General features: G+C 73.3%; 11 protein-coding genes. 4 read left to right on the top strand and 7 right to left on the bottom strand.

The window, feature by feature from the left end:
• The first annotated feature begins 18 nt into the window (after positions 1-18).
• Entirely contained in the window at positions 19-672 is a 654-nt protein-coding gene (locus tag WME85_RS13790; RefSeq protein ID WP_437838455.1) for a hypothetical protein, read from the top strand.
• Here WME85_RS13790 and WME85_RS13795 read toward each other — a convergent pair.
• The 3 genes from WME85_RS13795 to WME85_RS13805 are packed head-to-tail and all read right to left on the bottom strand — an operon-like array spanning position 635 to position 4,049.
• Positions 635-3,139 (bottom strand): SpoIIE family protein phosphatase, encoded by a 2,505-nt coding sequence (locus WME85_RS13795; protein ID WP_437838457.1) that lies wholly within the window; start codon positions 3,137-3,139, stop codon positions 635-637. The genes WME85_RS13790 and WME85_RS13795 overlap by 38 nt on opposite strands.
• A gap of 12 nt (positions 3,140-3,151) precedes the next feature.
• Complete coding sequence (locus WME85_RS13800) at positions 3,152-3,544, bottom strand: hypothetical protein (protein WP_437309564.1); 393 nt, start codon at positions 3,542-3,544, stop codon at positions 3,152-3,154.
• Positions 3,525-4,049, bottom strand: a complete 525-nt coding sequence (locus WME85_RS13805; RefSeq protein WP_436616822.1) for a hypothetical protein — start codon at positions 4,047-4,049, stop codon at positions 3,525-3,527. Before WME85_RS13805 ends, WME85_RS13800 begins: the two co-directional genes overlap by 20 nt.
• Positions 4,050-4,581: 532 nt before the next feature.
• On the opposite strand from WME85_RS13805, the gene WME85_RS13810 reads away from it, so the two are divergent.
• Positions 4,582-7,728, top strand: a complete 3,147-nt coding sequence (locus WME85_RS13810; RefSeq protein ID WP_437838459.1) for a PQQ-dependent sugar dehydrogenase — start codon at positions 4,582-4,584, stop codon at positions 7,726-7,728.
• 251 nt (positions 7,729-7,979) lie between these two features.
• On the opposite strand, the gene WME85_RS13815 is transcribed toward WME85_RS13810, so the two are convergent.
• Positions 7,980-12,029: a serine/threonine-protein kinase gene (locus tag WME85_RS13815; protein WP_437838462.1), complete on the bottom strand. Its 4,050-nt coding sequence runs from the start codon at positions 12,027-12,029 to the stop codon at positions 7,980-7,982.
• A gap of 464 nt (positions 12,030-12,493) precedes the next feature.
• Between WME85_RS13815 and WME85_RS13820 the strand changes: the two genes are divergently transcribed.
• Positions 12,494-12,940, top strand: a complete 447-nt coding sequence (locus WME85_RS13820) for a hypothetical protein (protein ID WP_437838464.1) — start codon at positions 12,494-12,496, stop codon at positions 12,938-12,940.
• 54 nt (positions 12,941-12,994) lie between these two features.
• Here the strand turns inward: WME85_RS13820 and WME85_RS13825 are convergent, their stop codons facing one another.
• Positions 12,995-13,531 (bottom strand): N-acetyltransferase family protein, encoded by a 537-nt coding sequence (locus WME85_RS13825; RefSeq protein WP_437838466.1) that lies wholly within the window; start codon positions 13,529-13,531, stop codon positions 12,995-12,997.
• A 237-nt stretch (positions 13,532-13,768) separates the two neighbouring features.
• Between WME85_RS13825 and WME85_RS13830 the strand changes: the two genes are divergently transcribed.
• On the top strand, positions 13,769-14,263 hold the full coding sequence (locus tag WME85_RS13830; RefSeq protein ID WP_437838468.1) for a CBS domain-containing protein: 495 nt from the start codon (positions 13,769-13,771) through the stop codon (positions 14,261-14,263).
• 340 nt (positions 14,264-14,603) lie between these two features.
• Here WME85_RS13830 and WME85_RS13835 read toward each other — a convergent pair whose 3' ends face one another.
• Together WME85_RS13835 and pepN are read right to left on the bottom strand one after the other, a co-directional pair.
• Positions 14,604-15,251, bottom strand: coding sequence for a class I SAM-dependent methyltransferase (locus WME85_RS13835; RefSeq protein WP_437838470.1), 648 nt, complete (start codon positions 15,249-15,251; stop codon positions 14,604-14,606).
• 49 nt (positions 15,252-15,300) lie between these two features.
• Positions 15,301-17,919: an aminopeptidase N gene (gene pepN / locus WME85_RS13840; protein WP_437838472.1), complete on the bottom strand. Its 2,619-nt coding sequence runs from the start codon at positions 17,917-17,919 to the stop codon at positions 15,301-15,303.
• Between the last annotated feature and the right edge of the window lie 714 nt (positions 17,920-18,633).

An 18,633-nucleotide genomic window follows, 5' to 3' on the forward strand; every position in this document is an offset into this window, starting at 1 on the left:
CCCGCTCCACGCCCTCCGATGGCAGGACACCCGCTCAACCCCGAGGCCGGCTCGACCCCGTTCCCCAGCGATCCGCGCGAGATCGCCGCGGCGCTGCGCGCCGGTGAGCTCTCCCTGGAGCTGACGCCCTACTACGGGTTCCGCTACGGCGAGCGCGGGCGGCGCTTCACCCGGAGCGACAGCGCGTTCCTCGTGACGCTCGCCACCCACCCGCGCCCCGTCGTCGAGCGCCAGATCCGCTGGCTCGCCGGCCTGCTCGCGAACCGCGGCATGCCCAGCCTGCTGCTGGATCAGCACCTCCGGGTCCTCCACCGCGCGCTGTGCCGCGCGATCCCGAGGCGCGCCGCGTCCTACGGCCGCCTCCTGGAGGCCGCGGATCTGCTGCGCGACACCCGGCGCGCGCTCTTGCCAGACGAGGACTGCGGCGCGCTCGCCCGGTCGTTCGTGCGCGAGGCGGGCTTGCCGCCGACCCGGCTCGCCCTCGGCGTCGGGTGGTTGCTGGCCGGGGCCGTGGCGGACGAGCGCTCCGGGAGCCGCAGCGCCGTGAGCAGCGTGGCGTCGTGGTTCACCGATCCCGAGCTCTTCCCGCCGCGCTTCATCGCCGCGGTGCACAGCTCCCTCGCGGGGGCGGCCCTCACGTCGGCGCGCGGTACCTCGCCACGACGATCGTGACGTCGTCGTCCGGGCTCGGGCACCAGCTCTCGACCTCCCTGAGGATCCGGTCGCGGATGGCGTCCGCCGGCTCGGCCTGGGCGGCCTCGATCGTGGAGCAGAGCCGCTCCAGCCCGAACTGCTCCTGGTGGGCGTTGCGCGCCTCCGTCACCCCGTCGCTGTAGAGCACGAGGACGTCTCCGTCCTCGAGGAGGAACTCCTCGTCGCGCGTCGCCGCGCCCACGGACGGCAGGGCGCCGACCCAGATGCCGGAGCTCGGGATGCACGCGCAGCGCCGCGTGCTCGCGCGGCACACGATGAGGTCGTCGTGCGCGCCCGCGAACGTCACGCGCCCGCTGCGCTCGTAGCGGAGCAGGACCAGGGTCGCGTGCTCGTCGCGCCTCAGGCGGTTGCGGACGTTGTCGTAGATCGCCTGGTTGAGCGCCGAGACGACCTCGGCGGGGCTCGTCGCTTGCGCGCCGCGCGTCATCGCCGCGACCATGCTCTGGATCATCAGCATGACGAGGCCTGCCGCGAGGCCGTGCCCCGCGACGTCGCCGATCCCGAGCCAGCCGCCCCCGGGCGTCGCGATCACGTCGTAGTAGTCGCCGCCCACCTCGGCCGCGGGCTTCATGAGCGCGCTGAGCTCGAGCCCCTCGATCGCGAGCAGCGGCGGCAGCAGGTTGGTCTGGATGTGCTCCGCGACGACGCTCTCCTGGTGGAGCCGCTCCTGCTCCAGCCGCTCGCGGATCTCGACCTGGCGGACGATCTCCCGGTGCATCGCCACGGCCTTCAGCGCGGAGCTGAGCTGGAGGCGCAGGGCGTCGTAGACCACCTCGTTGGCGCCGCTGCCGAGCACCGCGATGCCGAAGTGCTCCGCCTCGCCGAACGTGATCAGCATCGCGAACACGCTCCAGCGCTCGCGGGAGCCCAGGAAGCCGGGCGGGGTGAGGCAGCGCGTGGGGAAGCTCCCGCGCGGCGGATCCACCTCGCGGCCGCTCTCCATCAGGAAGAGCGACGTCAGGGTGGCGCGCTTCGGGTCGTCGTAGAGGGACACCGAGGCGCGCGTGAGCGCCAGCCTGGGCAGCTCCGCCGCCAGCGTGCGCCTGAGCAGGGGCAGGCTCAGGCACGTCGACAGGCACCTGCCCGTCCAGCTGAGGTTGACCGAGGCGACCTGCAGGTAGAGGCGCCGCTCGCCCTCCGCGCGCACCGACGCCTGGGCGATGAGGGCGCGGCACGCGTGCCAGAGGCGCTCGGCGGCGTCGTGCTGCGCGCCCTGGGGCGCGCTCCGGAGCCGCGCGCGGAGCAGCGTGACCACGCCCTGGAACTGGTCGAGGGCGACGCCCTCGCGCGCCGCCTCGTCGAGCACGTCCGTGAGCGCTTGCAGGAAGCGCCCCTCCCGCCCCGCGAGCTCCTCCTCGAGCGCCGAGAGCAGCGCGCCGGGCCAGGTCGCCCGCGACGCCCCGGGGACGGTCACGGCGCTCGCGAGCGAGCGCTCCATCTCCTCCCGCTGCCAGGCCACCGAGGGCGGGCCCGGCTCGGCCGGCGTCGCCGCGAGCCCGCGCGCGTCCTCCGCCGCGGGCCTCCGCGCGGCGGAGGGCGCGCGCGGGAGGGTCGCGTAGTAGCCGCAGCCGCACGACTCGCGCCGCGTGAGCTCGACGGACAGCTGGCTGCGCTCCGGGACGCGCTCGCCGGCGAGCATGCGGACGACCGTCTGGAGCGCGAGCGCCCCGAGCTGCTTGATCGGCTGGCGGATGCTCGTCAGCGACGGCTTCGTGACGCGCGAGACGGCGGCGTCGTCGAACCCGCACACGAGGACGTCGTTCGGGATGTCGAGGCCGTGCGCCTTGAGCGCGTCCATCGCGCCGAGCGCCATGTGGTCGTTGCCGGCGACGACCGCGTCGAAGTCGACCCCGCGGGCGAGGAGCTCGCGCATCGCGCCGCGGCCGCCGTCGATCAGGAAGTCGCCGAACACGAACAGCCGCTCGTCGTAGGGGAGCGAGCGCGCCGCGAGCACCCGCCTGTACGCGTCGGCGCGCAGCGTCGCCTCCTCGTTGTTGGCCGGCCCGCTGATGTACGCGACGCGCTGGCACGCGTGGTCGTCGACCATGTGCGCGACGATGGTCTCCGCGCCGCTCGCGTTGTCGACGACGACGCTCGGGACGCCGGGAAGCGCGAGCCCGACGCTGCACACGGGCAGGGGCGCGTAGGACCGGCAGAACGCGTGGGTGCCCTGGATGCCGAGGTGATTGGTCAGCGCCGACGAGACGATGACCAGGCCGTCGACCGTCTCCGCGCCGATGAGCGGGTAGATGGTGTTCGACGGGACCATCGTGTAGCCCGGGCGGGCGTGCGTCTCCCCGAAGACGACGAGGAGGTTGACGTCGTGCTCCTCGGCGGCGCGCTCGACCCCGAAGCGCACCTCGGCCTGGTACTCGCCCGTGAGATAGTCCGTCACGAGCGCGATCGTCGGGCGCTTCGCCGCCATGGCCTGTCGCTCTCAGTTCACCTTCTCGGTGATCGATACCGTGCTCGGCGACATGCGCTCGAGGGCCGTGAGGCTCCGCTTCTGCCACGCGAGCCTCGCGTCGGTCACGAACCGCACCTCGCACTGGAGCCCCTGGGCGGAGAGCCCGCAGATGAAGGCGATGAACGCCTTCAGGCAGCTCGAGTTGAGGAAGTAGAGGGCCCGGACATCGAACTCGACGGCGGCCAGGGAGAGGCGCTTCACCTCGCCCTGGAGCTCCTTGCAATAGCTGCCGAGCGGCGCGGCCGCCGCCATGTCGCCCGTCCCGGTGAGCTTGACGCTGAGCTGGTCGCGCCGGTCGCCGGCGAGCGCCGGCTCGATGCCGAAGCTGTCCATGACGACGGGCTCAACCCTTAAGCTGCTCATTCACCCTCCACCGCTCGAGCGGGGCGTGCGCGATGATCGTGAGCTCGTTGCCCTCGATCTTGTAATCGACGTCGAGCCCGCCCTCGGCGCGGACGCGCGCCAGGCCGAGGCCAGAGACGCCCTCGACCATCGCGGTCTCGGTGATGAGCTCATCGTAGTGCTTCAGCGGGTCGCTCGCGGTCTTGAGGTCGAGCAGCCGCTTCTCGACCTCCCTCAGGCGCTCCGGCGACGCCTCGTTGCGCGCGCGGATCTTCATGATGTGCGACCTCTCGTCCTCCTCCAGCGCGAGCTCGAGGCTGACGCGGGGGCCGGTGGAGTACTTGGTGATGTTCTCGGCGAGCTCGTGCGCGGCCATGTAGAACCGCGAGCTCACATTCGCGTCGTCCAGCACCGCGCCGCAGAAGCTGGACACCAGCCTTAGCACCGCCGTCGCCAGACGCTCGCTCGGAAAGAAGGTGATGCAGAGGAACAGCGACGCGCTCTGCGTTGGTTCGGTGGATGACACAACCTGTCATGTTACGCCGCTCCTTCGCTGGATCCAACCTCTACTTCGGCGCGCGGCGTGATCTCGGGCGCGCATGTAGGATGGTGTCCAGCGGCAAAGCAGGAGCGCTCGCGCTCGCGCTCGATAGCGTCGCGCGTCGCGCGTCGCGCGCACTGCCATGGTTCATCGTTCACGTTTCTCGTGTGCGTCTTGCGTCTCTTGCGTCTCTTGCGTCTCTTGCGCATCTCGCGTGCCTCGCCTGCGGCGCGTAGCGCTGCGCTCTGCGCATCTTCGGGCACAACGCGCCGCGTTGTGATGAGCTCGGTGGCACGCTCATTGATGTGGTGATGGCGCCCCTCGACGGTGAGGTGTGCCCGTGGATCCCGCTCGGCCACCGAGCGCCTCGCGCACGCACGCCGTCACCCGCGGGTGAAGATCCCCCGCGTCAACCCCACAAGGAGGTTCTTGCTGTATGAAACCACGGTCCCTCGCGCCCGGCCGCTCGCGCCGTGGCCCCCGCCGCTCGACGGCGATCTCGAGCGTTCATCCCCTCGTGAGGCGCGGCATCCTCGCCGGCGCCGCCGCGGCGACCCTCGGCTGCAGCGCCGGGCCCGGCGCGGAGCGAGAGCAGGAGCAAGGCGTCGGCGGCAACAGCGACGTCGCGGCGGACGACTCGCTCGCGCTCGGGACATCCGCCGCGGCGCTCTCGACCGACGGCGTCGTGTGCGTCTCGATCCGGCGCGGGACGCTCGGCACGGTGAGAGATGCGACACTGTGGCAAAACGCTGCGGGGTGGAACGACTCCACCTCTCCGAACCTCTCGACTGGCTCCGTCGCGAGCGCCGGCGCGCGCCGGTCGCTCGTTCGATTCGACCTCTCGCCCGTGCCCACCGGCGCGACGGTCACCTCTGCCACGCTGAGCTTCCATCAGACTTACAAGGTCGATAGCAGCTCGATCGGCGTCTACCGCGTCACGGCGCCCTGGGAGGAGCGGACCGTCACCTGGAGCAGCCTCGGCGGCAGCGGCTTCGACGCGGAGAGCGTGGCGACGATCGCGGCCGAGGCGGGCGTCGGCGCCCGCACGGCGGACGTGTCGTCGCTCGTCCAGTCATGGGTGCTCGGGACCGCGCAGAACCACGGCGTGCTCCTCGACGAGGCGTCCTCGCGCACCACCAGCCTGCGGAGCAGCGAGATCGAGAGCGTGGAGCAGCGCCCCCGGCTCGACGTCTGCTACGTGACCTGCTCGGACGGCCGGATGAACGGCCTGGAGGCGGGCATCGACTGCGGGGGGCCGCACTGCGCTCCGTGCGTCGGCGCGACGACGGGCGCGTCGAGCACCGCGAGCGCCGCGAGCTCGAGCGCCGCCACGTCGAGCTCGACGGGCGCCACGAGCTGGGCGGGCGACCCGTGCGCCGATCCGGCCGCGCTGCCGCCCGATCCGACGCCGCCCGCGCGGCTCTCCGAGACCGGGCTCTACGCGGACATCGCGACCCGGTCGCGCGCGGCGAACACGCTCGAGTTCCGCCCCGCGTACGAGCTCTGGTCGGACGGGGCGAGCAAGCGGCGCTTCGTGTACCTGCCCCGCTGCTCGACCATCGACACGAGCGACATGGACCACTGGTCGCTGCCGGTGGGGACCCGCTTCTGGAAGGAGTTCCGCGCCGAGGGCGTGGCCGTGGAGACGCGGCTCATCCACCGGTTCGGGCCCGGGATCGACGACTGGGTGTTCGCCGCGTACGCGTGGGATCCGTCGAGGAACGACGCGTTCCTCGTCGAGGACGGCGTCGAGGACGCGCGCGGGACCTCGCACGACATCCCGCGGACCGCGGACTGCTGGGAGTGCCACGGCAAGCTCCCGGAGCGGATCCTCGGCTTCAGCGCGCTGCAGCTGAGCCACGACGGGTCCGGCGAGACCATCAGGTCGCTGAGCGACGCCGGGTGGCTCACCGTGCCGATGCCGCGGGGGTTCCGCCCGCCGGGCGACGCGAAGGCGGCCGCCGCGCTCGGCTACCTGCACGCGAACTGCGGCAACTGCCACAACAGCACCGGCGTCGCGACCCTGCGGACACGCCTGCTCGCCGCGAACACGACGGTGGAGAGCACCGACACGTACGCGACCGGCGTTGGCGTGACGCCCAGCTTCTGGGAGCCCGGCGTGGTCCACCGCATCACGGCCGGCGATCCCGACTCGAGCGCGGTGGTGCGCCGGATGGCGCACCGAGGCACCCGGGCGCAGATGCCGCCGATCGGGTCGGAGGTCGTCGACGCGGCGGGGCTCGCGACGGTCCGCGCCTGGATCGAGGGCGTGCGGCCGGTGGCGGGCGCGGGGAGCAGCGGCGCGGGGAGCAGCGGCGCGGGGAGCAGCGGCGCGGCCAGCGGCAGCGCGAGCACCAGCAGCGCGAGCACCGGCAGCGCGGGCACCGGCGCGAGCAGCGCGAGCGCGACCACCACGACCGCGAGCGCCGGCGCGGGCGGCGCGAGCCCGGGCACCGGCAGCGCGGGCACCGGCGCTGGCGGTGGAGCCCCTGTCTCCGGCAGCTCGAGCGCGGGCAGCGGCGGCTCGGGCGCCGCGTGCACCGGGGTGCCTCGCCTGAAGCTCACCCCGGTCGCGTCCGGCATGTCGACGCCCCTCTTCCTCACGAGCCCGCCGGGCGACGCGTCGAGGATGTTCGTGCTCGAGAAGGACGGCGTCGTCCGCCTCATCAAGGACGGTGTCCTCCGGTCCACGCCGTTCCTCGATATCCGGGGCGGGACCTCGTGTCCGCCGTCGCGTCCGGCGAGCGCGAACCCGCTCGTGTGCACGCCCAGCCCGACCGCGGAAGGGGGGCTGCTCGGGATGGCGTTCCACCCCAGTTACGCGAGCAACGGCCGGTTCTGGCTCTTCTACACCGCCGCGCCCAGGGGCAATGTGACGATAGCCGAGTTCCGCCGCTCCGCCGCGAACCCCGATGTGGCCGACACGTCGGCGGGGAGCATGCCTGTCCGGAAGCTCCTCGACACGAAGCACGGCGGCTGGAACCACGCCGGCGGCACGCTCGCCTTCGGGCCGGACGGCTATCTCTACGCGTCCGTCGGCGACTCGGCCGTCACGCCCTACTCGACCTCTCCGGCGAAGGACCTCGCGTCGCCCCTCGGCAAGATCCTGCGGATCGACGTGGACACCGGGCTCGGTCCGTCCGGCAATCTCTCCGGCGCGGGCGTGAACCCGCTCGTCTGGGACTACGGCCTGCGCAACCCGTGGCGCATCAGCTTCGACCGGCGCACGGGAGATCTCTACATCGCCGACGTGGGGCAGAACGCGTGGGAGGAGCTCGACATCGAGCCGGCCCGCACCGGGCGCCGCAACTACGGCTGGCCGACGATGGAGGGCGATCACTGCGTCTCCGCCGGGTGCTCGCGCGTCGGCGTCGCGCCCGTCGTGGAGCACAGCCACTCGAGCGGAGAGGGCGGCTCGATCACGGGTGGCTACGTCTATCGCGGCTCCGCGATTCCGTGCCTCCAGGGCAGGTACGTCTACGGAGACTACGGGACGCACCGCTTCTGGACGCTGCGGTGGGACGGATCGCGGGTGCGGGACCACGTGGAGATCACGGCGGACCTCGCGTCGAGCCTGCCGGCGGCCTCCTTCGGCGAGGACGCCGCCGGCGAGCTCTATGTCGTCATGCTCACGGGGGAGGTGCTCCGCATCGACCCGAGGTGACGGGCCGCCCCGCCCCGCGAGCTGCCGAGCGCCTCGTCACCCGGACGATCCGAACCGCGACGAGCTCGGGAGGCGAGGCGCTAGAACATCGATCACGTTGGAACCCGGAGAAATTTCACAGGGAGGCGGGGAGGCGGGGAGGAAGAAAAAATGAATTTCTCCCTCTTGCCGTCTCTCGCTCCCCGCCTCCCCGCCTCCCCGCCTCCCTGTGAAATTTCTGCTTTTCTCGTGGTTTCAACCCGTTTGTCGCTCTAGCCGGCGAGCTGCCCGTAGCCCGACCGGAGCTTCGCGAAGCGCGGGCGCCACGCCCTGCTCTCGGCGAGCAGCGGCGCGATGCGCGACAGCAGCAGCGCCACGTCGTCGGGTCGGCCGGCGTCGAGCAGCGCGCGCGCCCGCCAGTAGAGGAGCTCGACGCGCTGGTCGGCGCTCAGCCCGCTCCCGAGATCGCCGGCCGGCTCCCCCTCCTCCCGGAGCGCCGCCCGCGAGCGCGCGCTCTCCAGGCTCTGCCTCGGGTCCTTCACGGCGAGCTGCATCACGCCGAGGAGGGCCTGGGCATAGTGGGGGAGGTCCGCGACCGCGCCCTGCGCCCGGAGCCACCGGAGCTGCCGGCTCGCCTCCGCGTGCTCGTCGCGCATCGCGTGGATCCGCGCGAGCAGCAGCGCGCTGCTGTAGACCGGCCGGTCCTTGAACTGCTCGTCGAGCAAGCGCACCTGCCGCACGAGGGGCAGCGCCTCGTCCTCGCGCCCCCAGAGGTACAGGAGCTCCGCGAGCTTGATCGTCGCCTCGCGCTCCGCCCAGGCGTTGGCCTCCTCCCGGGCGAGCTGGACCGCGCGCCTGAGGTCGGCGATCCCGCGGTCCGGGGCGTCGAGCGCCGGCCAGAGCTCCGCGCGGCGGACGAGCGCCGCGCAGAGGTGGACCCTGTCGCCGCGCTCCTCGCAGCTGCGCACGGCCTCGTCGAAGCGCTGCTCGGCCTCGTCGAGGTGGCCGGACCGCACGAGGACGCAGGCGAGGAGCGTCAGGCCGATCACGTGCGTGTCGTGGTCGGCCTCGCGGACGACCTCCACGCCGCGCGTGAGCCGCTCGAGGGCGTCGTCCAGGTTGCCCTTGCGGAACGCCGAGCGGCCGGCGGCGACCTCGAAGCGCGCGGCGAGCGCGGCGTCCGCGTGGCCCTCGCGGACGTCGAGCAGCGGGATCACCTCCTCGACGCGCGCCCCCGACTCCTCCCAGGCGCCGGCCCAGTCGAGCGCCGTCGCCTCCTCGAGGAGCGCCTCGGCGATCATCCGCGGGTCCTTCATCGTCCGGGCGAGCGCGCCCGCGGACCGGATGTCGTCGAGCGCCTCGCCCGTGCGCAGGACGCGGTAGCGCACGCGCGCGCGGCCGAGGAGCGCGAGGTAGCGCTGGCGCTGATCGTCGCCGTCGGCCCAGAGGAGCGCGGACGAGTAATGGCCGTCCGCCACCGCGTTGTTGTGCCGGTCGCGCTGGAGATCGCCGAGGATCAGGTACGCGTGCGCCGCCCGGGCGCGCGCCCCGGCCGCCGCGGCGTGGCGCGCGATCGGCTCGAGCAGGTCCGGCGCCCTCGGCCGCGCCTCGGCCAGCGACTCCCAGACGGCGAGCGCGTGCCGGTGCATGCGCGCGCGCTGCTCCTCCGTGAGGAGCGCGTAGATCGCCTCCTGCAGGAGCGCGCTCCGGAACGCATAGCGAGCGCCGCCGCACGGCGTGTCCTCGCCCCGGGCGGCGTCGCGCGGCGCGAGGATCCCCCGCGCGACGAGCGCGCGAAGGCTGCGCGCGACGTCGCGCTCGACGCTGGGCGCGACGTCGGGCCGCGCCGACGCGTCCTCGCGCTCGAGCGAGCGCTGCGCGCCGGCCGCCACGTCCTCGGAGAGCTCGAAGCCGAGCACGGCGCAGAGCTTGGCGCACGCGTTGAGCTCCGGCGGGAGCGCCTCGAGCTGCCGCGCCGCGAACCACTGCCACGCGGGCGACGGCGGGAGCTTGTCGAGGTCGGCGGTCGCGAGCTGGTAGCTGTTCGACCTCGCCCGCAGCCGCACGAAGCCCCCGCGCTTCAGCGCCCGGGTGAGCTCCACGAGGCAGCGGGGGTTGTAGCCGGCCCAGGCGCAGATGCGGCGGAGCGCGGCGCTCGGCGGGGGCTCCGCGGGCCGGAGCAGCTCCGCGCAGAGCAGGAGCCCGGCGGCGTCGTCGAGCGGCGGGAGCGCGACGTTGTCGCGCGCGCTCTTCCGGGCGCTCAGCGCGTGGCGCCGCGCCGCGAGCTCGGGCCCGCCGGCGAGGAGCACCCAGAGCGCGAGCGGCGCCTCGCGGCGCGTCGCCAGCTCGAGCGCGTCGAGCGTGAAGCCGTCGGCGAGGTGCGCGTCGTCGAGGATCACGACGACCGGCCGCTCGGCCGCGCGGCGGCGCAGCCCCTCGGCGAGCGCGCGGATCACGCTGCCGCGGCGCGCTGGCGGCGGCCGGTCGGAGGTGCCGCCCGTCGTCCAGCCGAGGCAGGCGGCCACGGCGGGCCACACCTCGCCGCCGAGCGGCTGGCCGAGCCGCTCGACGCAGAACGCGCGCGCGTCGCGGGGCGCAGCGCGCGCGCCGCCTCCCGCGCCGTCCTCGGCGCCTTCTTTCGCGCGTTCATCCGCCCTGAGCACCTGGGCGAGCAGGGCGGCCGCGGTCTGCCCGGGTCGGCCGCTGTCCGCGCGCGCGCCGCGCCCGGGCAGCGCTGGCTCGGCGCGCAGGGTGATCACCAGCGCGCCGGGGTGCGCGCGGCGGCTGGCCTCGGCGATCTCCTCGACGAGCCGCGACTTGCCGGCGCCGCGCTCGCCGACGAGCGTGCACAGGCCCGGCCCGAGGCCCGCGAGCGCGCGCCGGCGGCTCTCCTCGACGGCGCTCAGGGCCTCGGCGCGCCCGACGAGCGGCGGCGCGGCGCGCGCGGCGTCGCGGTCGCTCGACGGCGGGGGGGCCTCCTGCGCGAAGAAGTAGCGGCCGTCCTCGCTCGCCGCGGCGACGTCGAAGCCGGGGTGGGCGGTGACGAGCTCGGCGCTCAGCGCGATCCCGCGCCAAGGCTCCGCGGGCAGCCACGACTCGGGCCGCTCGACGGCCAGCCCGGCGACGACCTGGACGCCCTCCGCCTCGCGCCGGAGCTTCAGCGGCGCCACGTGGATCGCGAGGGGCGCGCCCACGGACGCGACGATCTCCCGCCCGGCGACCAGCGCGCGCTCGGCGGCCGCCTCCTTCGGTCCGGGGAAAATTGCGACGAAGCGGTAGCCGCGCTGCCGCGCCAGGTGCCCCTCGTGCCGGGCCACGGCGGCGCGGACCTCGTCCTCGGCGCCGCGGGCCTCGAGGGCGAGCACGACGGTGTCGTGCCGGTCCGTCGAGATCGAGGCCGCGTCGTCGCCTGCGGTGCTCGCGGCGAGCGCGGCGGCGTCGCCGTCCGGCGCCAGCGCCGCGGCGCCCGCCGCCGCGAGCGCCGCGCGGAGGCTGGCGGCGTCGCGCGGGCGGAGCGCCCGCTCCTTGGCGAGGCAGGCGAGGACCAGGGCCTCGATGGGCGGCGGGACCGGCGCGAGCTCGCCCGGGCGGGGGGGTTGCCGGCTCAGGTGGCCGTGCGCGACGCTCGCGCGGTCGCCCGTGAACGGCGGCCGCAGCGTGAGCAGCTCGAACAGGAGCGCGCCGAACGCGTAGAGGTCCGCGCGCCCGTCGATCGGCTCGGCCCGGAGCCGCTCGGGCGACGCGTACTCGAGCGCTCCCAGCATGGTGCCCAGCGTGGTGAGCGCGCTGTCCGCCGGGTGGCAGACGACGCCGCGCTCGCGCTGCGAGAGGCCGAAGTCGAGGAGCCGCACGCCGCCGCCGGGCTCGAGGAAGATGTTCTCGGGCGCGAGGTCGACGTGGACGAGGCCGCGCTCGTGGACCACCTGCAGGCAGCCCAGCACGGCGAGCGCGACGTCGAGCGCGGAGCGCAGGTCGAGCGCGGCGGGCAGGCCCTCGAGGCGGGCGGCCAGCGTCTCGCCCTGGAGCCGCTCCATCGCGATGTACGCGCGGCCGTCCTCGAGGACGCCGTTCTGGAGCAGGCGCGGCGAGACCGGCGGGCCGAGCTGCTCGAGCGCCCACGTCTCGCAGCGGAAGCGCTCGCGCGCGAGCAGCGGGTGGGCCCTGCTGACCTTGAGGGCGGCGGGGGCGCCGTCGTCCAGCCGCGTCGCGCCCCAGATCACCGAGAAAGCGCCCGCCGCGAGCGGCAGGCCGACGCGGTAGCCCGCGAGCGACGGTGAGATCTCGGCGTCGAGATCGATGGGCGCGGCGTGGCGCGGCGCCACGGCGCCGTCCGCGGGGCAGGCGGCGAGGGCTGCGAGTCGGCGATGACAGGATGGGCAGCGCGGCAAGAAGACCTCTGATGACCTCGGATGGACCAGGTGCGAGAGGTGGCCGATATTACCGGGTATCCGGTCTTCATGAATGGGAAAAGCCATCACCGTTCCCGTCGTTCCGCGTCGACTTATGCCCATGTCGAAAGCGCAGCGCGGGGCCGCGTACGGCACGTGGGTGTTGCGTCGACACAGGAGGACAGCGGCGGCGCTGTCGTGTCGCGCGCTGCGGCAGGGCTTGCTCGCCGGCGGCCTGGATCGGCGCCGCCGGCGGGCCGGGTATCCGTGGATCACCCACCCGGGAGAGGCGGAGTCCGCCCTCATGCTACAGCCGCGTCCGGCCGTCGGCGGGCGCCGCTGGGCCACACGGGGCCGGGAGCTGTGGTGTATGCTGCGCCGAGCGGCCGGAGGATTGGATGATCCATCGACAGACGGGCGACATCGAGCTCTCATCCGGGGTTCGCATCGGCCCCTCGTATTCGGAAGCGCAGTTCCTGTCCTCGCCCCTGGCGCGGACGGCCAACGCCCTGAGCCAGGCGCAGCCGTGGAGCGGATACCGGACGTCGCGCCAGCGCATCGGCTTCCGGACCTTCCGGATGACGCTCCACTTCTGTAGCGGGAAGCTCTCGTCGGTCGAGCTCTTCGAGGTGGGCGCGGAGTCGAAGGCGTTCTGGAACGACTGGTCCGAGAGGGAGGAGGCGGAGCGCAAGGCGAGCCATGACGCCTGGCTCGAATCGATCCTCGGCCCGCCGCCGTACGTGTATCCCTGGGGGAAGATCACCTCCGAGCACGATCCGCGGGGCGGCTACAGCAGCATCGTTGTGCGCTTCGGCCCGGGCGCCGAGGCTCACGCCACCCGCTGACGGCTCCCCTGGCCTCGATGGCCCCGAGGCCGCCGCCGGAGGGCGTCCTGGGCGCTACAGCGCGCGGCGGTAGCGGACCTCGGGGAGGCTGCCCGCGCCCACACGCGCGCGCCGCCGCGCGCCGTCGGCGGTGAAGCCGGAGAGCTCGTAGAAGCGGCGCGCCCGCGTGTTCCCTTCGAGGACCCAGATCGTCATGGTCCGGTGGCGGCGCCGGGCGACGTCGGCCTGGGCGGTGTCGAGGAGCGCGGCGCCGAGCCCGCGGCCCCAGGCGGCGGGCAGGAGGTAGATGGTGTAGAGCTCGCCGACGTTGCACGGGTCGTCGTCCTCGTCGCGCGTCGGCCCGGCGCTCGCGAAGCCGAGCACGGCGCCCTCGGCAGAGAGCGTCCATGCCCGCGTGCCGGTCGCGGCGCCGTGGCTCAGGATGCGCCGCCAGCTCGCCTCGCGCGCCTGCGTGGAGAGGGTGTTGAGATCCGCGGCCGGCACGAGGCCGAGGTAGGCCGCCCGCCACGAGTCGACCTCGACGCGCGCGATGGCGGCCGCGTCCCCGGGCTGGGCCTGGCGGATGACCGCCCTTGTGATCCGCTCCGACATGGTGCCTCGCGCCCCAGTATGCATGGCGCCGAGGCGCGACGCGCTGCCGTTGTGCTGTCCGGCGCGCTCGCCCGGCCGGAGCCGATGAGACCGGCGCCGCCAGCGTCATCGACGTCCAGCGGGGCCCGACGCCTCATTCATCCTGCTGCTCCATCCTCTTCCGGCGCCGGCCCCCTAAGGTCCACGTGTGCGCGGCGATGTCACCGCACGCCGCGACCGAATCCGGAGGAGGCAAGCATGCTGTGCCGGGAGATCATGAAGACAGAGGTCCAGTGCATCATGGCCGAGGACACGATCCAGACGGCCGCGCGCAAGATGCGCGACGCCAACGTCGGGTTCCTCCCTGTCTGCGACGAGGCGTGGAGGGTGCTCGGGACGCTGACGGATCGCGACCTCGCCATCCGGGTGCTGGCCGACAACCGCCCGCTGAGCACGAAGGCGGCCGACGTGATGAGCCGCGAGGTGATCGCGTGCCGGCCCGACGACGACGTGCTGCGCGCGGAGCAGCTGATGGGGCAGCACCACAAGTCGCGCGTCCTGTGCACCGAGGCGGACGGCCAGCTGGTCGGCGTCATCAGCCTGTCCGACATCGCGCGGCGCGAGGACGACAGGAACACGGCGCAGACCGTGCGCCGGGTGACCGAGCGGAGGCAGCCCACAGGGTCGGGGCCGAGCAACGGAGCTGTCGAGTCGCGGAGCGATGGAGTCGCGGAGCAGCGGGGCAGCGGCTAGCGCCAAACGCACCCGCGGTGCCTCTTGCATTCACCAGGGGCTTTCATCGTCAACCTGGAAGCCCGAGAATAAAAGAAGATAAACCACAGAGGCACAGAGGCACAGAGGCACAGAGAAGAAGAGGAGAAAGATCTTTTTCTCTCTCTCTCTCTCCTCTGTGCCCTCTGTGCCTCTGTGGTTCAAATTTTCTCTTCGAAGACTTGGCCCGCACGCTGAACGGTATCGTCGTGCGAAGGGGCACAGCCGGAAGAGTGTTCTGATGGAGAAAGATCGTCTGGGAGCGCTTGGCGCTAGCTAGCTGGAGCAGCGGCGTGATGGAGCGAGGTGCGCCGGGCCGAGATCAGCCGATCGCCTCGGCCGTGAGCAGGCGAGTCCTCCGGCCCGACGCGAGCGTGAGGTGCTGTCCCCAGCTCGTCTGGTGGGGCATGTCCCCTTCCACGATCTCGCTCCCCCGGATCTCGAACCCCGCGGCGCGGTAGGCGGGGCGCAGCGCGTCTTCCACCCGCGCGTCCGAGAGCTCCGGGAGCCCTAGCCGCGCCGCGTACGCCCGATCGTCGAAGACGCTCTGGTTCAGCAGGGCGATGAGCTCGCCGCCCGGCCGGACGAGCCGGCGCAGCGCCTCGATCACCGGCGCCTCCGGCAGCACGAGCGCCGAGAGCAGCGAGGCCCAGGGGAAGTTCAACGTGAGGGTGTGCGCGAGCCCGGTGAGCTCCTCGGGCAGCGCCTGCACCGACGCGACGACGAAGAGCGCGTTCGGCCGGCCGCCCCGGGCTACCTTGCGGCCGGCGCGCCACGACACCTCGCGCATCCGCTCGCCCGCGGGGTCGACGCCGATGCAGTAGGTGTCCGGGTGCGCGCCGGCCGAGCGGTACACGAAGCGGCCGTCGCCGGTGCCGACGTCGATGAGGACGCGCGCGTGGCCCTCGATCTTCGCCTCGAGGTCCGCGCGCGTCCACGCGACAGACGCCTTGCCGAGCTGCACGATCATCGCCGCCTCGACCGCCGCTTGTCCGCCATCCCGCGCCGCCCCGCGCGGGTCAGCGCGCCCCCGGCGCCCCGGGCGGGGACGCCGCGGCGACCTGGCCGCTCGCCGCCGCGAGCTCCCGGCAGGCGATCGCCCGCGCGAGGTCGTCGCTCGCCTCGCGGAGCATCCGCACCAGCATGGGCAGCCGCGGCGCGCCGCCCGGGGTCTGCTGGAGGAGCGCCGCGAGCCGCGCCTCGGCGCGGCCGAGGATGTCCCTGTCGACGCGGTACGAGGGGAACAGGTGGGTGAAATACGCGGACGCGAGCTCGTGCGTCCGCGTCTCGAAGACCTGCTGCGCCCGCTCGAAGAACGCCTCCACGTAGGGCTCGAGCAGCGCGCGCTGGAACGACCAGTTGAAGCCCGACATCGCCGCGCTCGTGAGGTGCAGCGACCCGTAGCCGTCCTCGTGGAAGCGCTCCCACGCCGCCGCCTTCGCCGCGGCGTCCGGCCGCGCGGTCTCGGCGCGCAGCGCGGCGCGCTGGCCGCGGTCGGAAGGGTCGCGCCCGCGCTCGGCGTCGAGCCGCTCGGCCGCGCCCGCCATGCCGCGCGCGACCCACTTGACGGCGACCGTCCAGCGCATCTCCTGGTCGATCTCGAGCCCATCCACCTCGAGCTCGCCGTCCACGAGGCGGGCGGCGAGGGCGAGATCCGGCGCCGAGTAGGCGGCGTTGAGGAGCGCCCGCGCCCAGATGATCTGCGCGTCGCCGCGCGGCGCCGCCCGGAGGGCCGAGAGGGCGAGGCCCGTGAACGCGCTCGCCTCGGCGTCGCGCAGCGAGTCCGGCACGTAGCGCGCGAGCGCCGTCACCGCGTTCGTGAGCACCGGCTCGAGCAGCGAGAGGTCCGGCTCGGCGGGCAGCTTGTCGCGCACGAGCGCGAGGTACGCGGGGGAGGCGAGCTTCTGGTCGCGCACCATGCTCCAGAGCGACGACCAGAGCAGCTGGCGCAGCAGCGGATCCTCGACGCGGCCCATGTGCTCGCGCACGAACTCGAGCGAGCCCGGGTCGAGCGCGATCTTCGCGAACGTGAGGTCGTTGTGGTTCGGGAACACGAAGAGCGGCGCCCGCTGCCCCCGCGCCGCCGCGACGTCGGTCGTCGCGCCGTCGATCTCGGCGGGCACCGAGTCGACGACGAGCGCGCCGGCCTCCTCGCGCGCGAGCGCCACGTCGATGCGGTGCGGCCTGAGGGTCGGGTAGTCCGCGGGGGCGGTCTGCACCACGCGGAGCCGGCCGATGCGGTCGCCGTCGGGCTCCCACTCGGCCGTCAGCGTGTTGAGCGACGCCTGCTCCAGCCACACGCGCGACCAGGCGCCGAGGTCGCGGCCGGAGCCCTCCTCCAGCGCGGAGAGGAACTCGCGCAGCGTCGCGTTGCCGTACTGGTAGCGCTTGAAGTACCGGCGCATCCCGTCGCGGAAGGCCGGGAGGCCGATCGCCGCGACCAGCTGCTTCATCGCGGCCGCGCCCTTGCCGTACGTGATGCCGTCGAAGTTCAGGAACGTGTGCTCCGTGTCCGCGAGCTCCCCGGCGATGGGGTGCGTCGTCACGAGCTGGTCCTGCCGGTAGGCCCAGCTCTTCATGACGTTGAACGCCTTCCACACGGCCGGCTGGAACCGGGTCGCCTGCTCCATGGCGAGGAAGGCCATGTACGTGGCGAAGCTCTCGTTCAGCCAGAGATCGTTCCACCACCGCATGGTCACGAGGTTGCCGAACCACATGTGGGCCATCTCGTGGAGGAGCACCTCGGCGCGCGTGAGGCGCTGGTGGTCCGTCGGCGGGTCCCGGAAGATCATCCGCTCGCTGTGGGTCACGGCGCCGACGTTCTCCATGGCGCCGGCGTTGAACTCCGGGACGAAGATCTGATCGTACTTGGTGAACGGATAGGGGTAGTCGAAGAAGTCGGGGTAGAAGTCGAAGCCCTGCTTCGTGACGGTGAAGAGCTCCTCGGGGTCGAGGTGCCGCGCGAGCGACCTGCGACAGTAGAGCCCGAGCGGGATGCCGCGGTGCTCGTCGCGGACGCCGCTGTAGGGCCCGGCGATGAGCGCGAAGATGTAGGTGCTGAACCGGGTGGTCTCCTCGAACACGCGCGTCGAGCGCCCCGGGCCCGCGGCGATCGTGCGGGTGACGCGGGCGTTGCCGATGACCTCCCAGTCCTCGGGCGCGGTCACGGACAGGCGGTAGCTCGCCTTGATGTCCGGCTGGTCGAAGCAGGGGAAGAGGCGGTGCGCGCTGAACGGCTCGAGGTCAGTGTAAAGGTAGTCCTCGCCGTCCTCCGGGTCGCGGAAGTGGTGGAAGCCGTCGCCCGTGTGGTCGTAGTCGTTCTCGTAGACGACGCGCACGCGCGTCTCCGGGTCGAGCAGCTTCCCGGGCAGCCGGAGGCGGCAGTCGGACCACTCGGGCTCGACCTCGACGCCGTTGATCTCGAGCCGCTCGATGTGCCGGCCGCGGAAGTCGATGAAGGTGTCGCCGCGGCCGCGGACGTCGAAGTAGGCGATCGCCTCGCCGCGGTAGCCGCTGCCGCCGCGCGAGAGGTCGAGCGAGAGCTCGTAGCGCGCGCTGCCGATGCGCGCGGCGCGCTCCTCGGCCTCCTTCTGGGTGAGCACGTCCCGTCCGGGGCCACCGGTCTTTTCCGCCATCATGAGGTTCACACCCTAGGACGAACCGCCGGAGGGTGGCCAGCGCATCCGCGCCATGGCCGGGATCGCCGCCCCGGCGCGAGGACCGGAGGGGTGGCTTGTGGACGGGCGGGCGGGCGAACCAGGGACGGACGAAGGACGGGACGGCTCCCTCGACCGTGGCCGGGCGACACCCCAGGGGGCTCCGGAGAGGAGCAGGCCCTGCTTCTGTGCCAGGACCGCGCGGTTCTGTGCCAGGGGAGGGGGGCCGGCACTGGCTCAAGCGCAGTGCATTGCGACACACCGGGGTCCGGATCCCTCGAGGACGCCCGGCGGAGCGAGTTTCAGGCCAAAATTGTGCCAGAGTCCGTAGTTCTAGACGAATTTCTGTGCCATCCACCCCACAACCGCCCTCCTCGTTGTGCCACAAGGGGGGTTCGGACCCCTCCGGACCGCGAGGCAGAGCGCTCGTGTGGGTACCCTGCCTCGGAGGAGATGCCTGCGCGCCGCGTGTTGGCGCGCGCGCGGAGGACGCCGGTCCCGGCGCGCTGGTGGCGCTCGGTCGGGCCGCAGGAGAGGGCCTTGACGAGAGCGACGTCCGCGCGCTCCCGACATGGCCCCCGGTGCGCCTCGCGCGCACCACGACGCCGCCCTGCGGACACCTCCTCAGCATCAACCCCATAATCAGGTGATTTGCACCGCACATTCGATGTGCCCGGCGTCGCTTGTTTTCTGGAT

The organism is Sorangium sp. So ce1153 (assembly GCF_051521595.1).
In the GTDB taxonomy this organism is placed as follows: Bacteria; Myxococcota_A; Polyangia; order Polyangiales; family Polyangiaceae; genus Sorangium.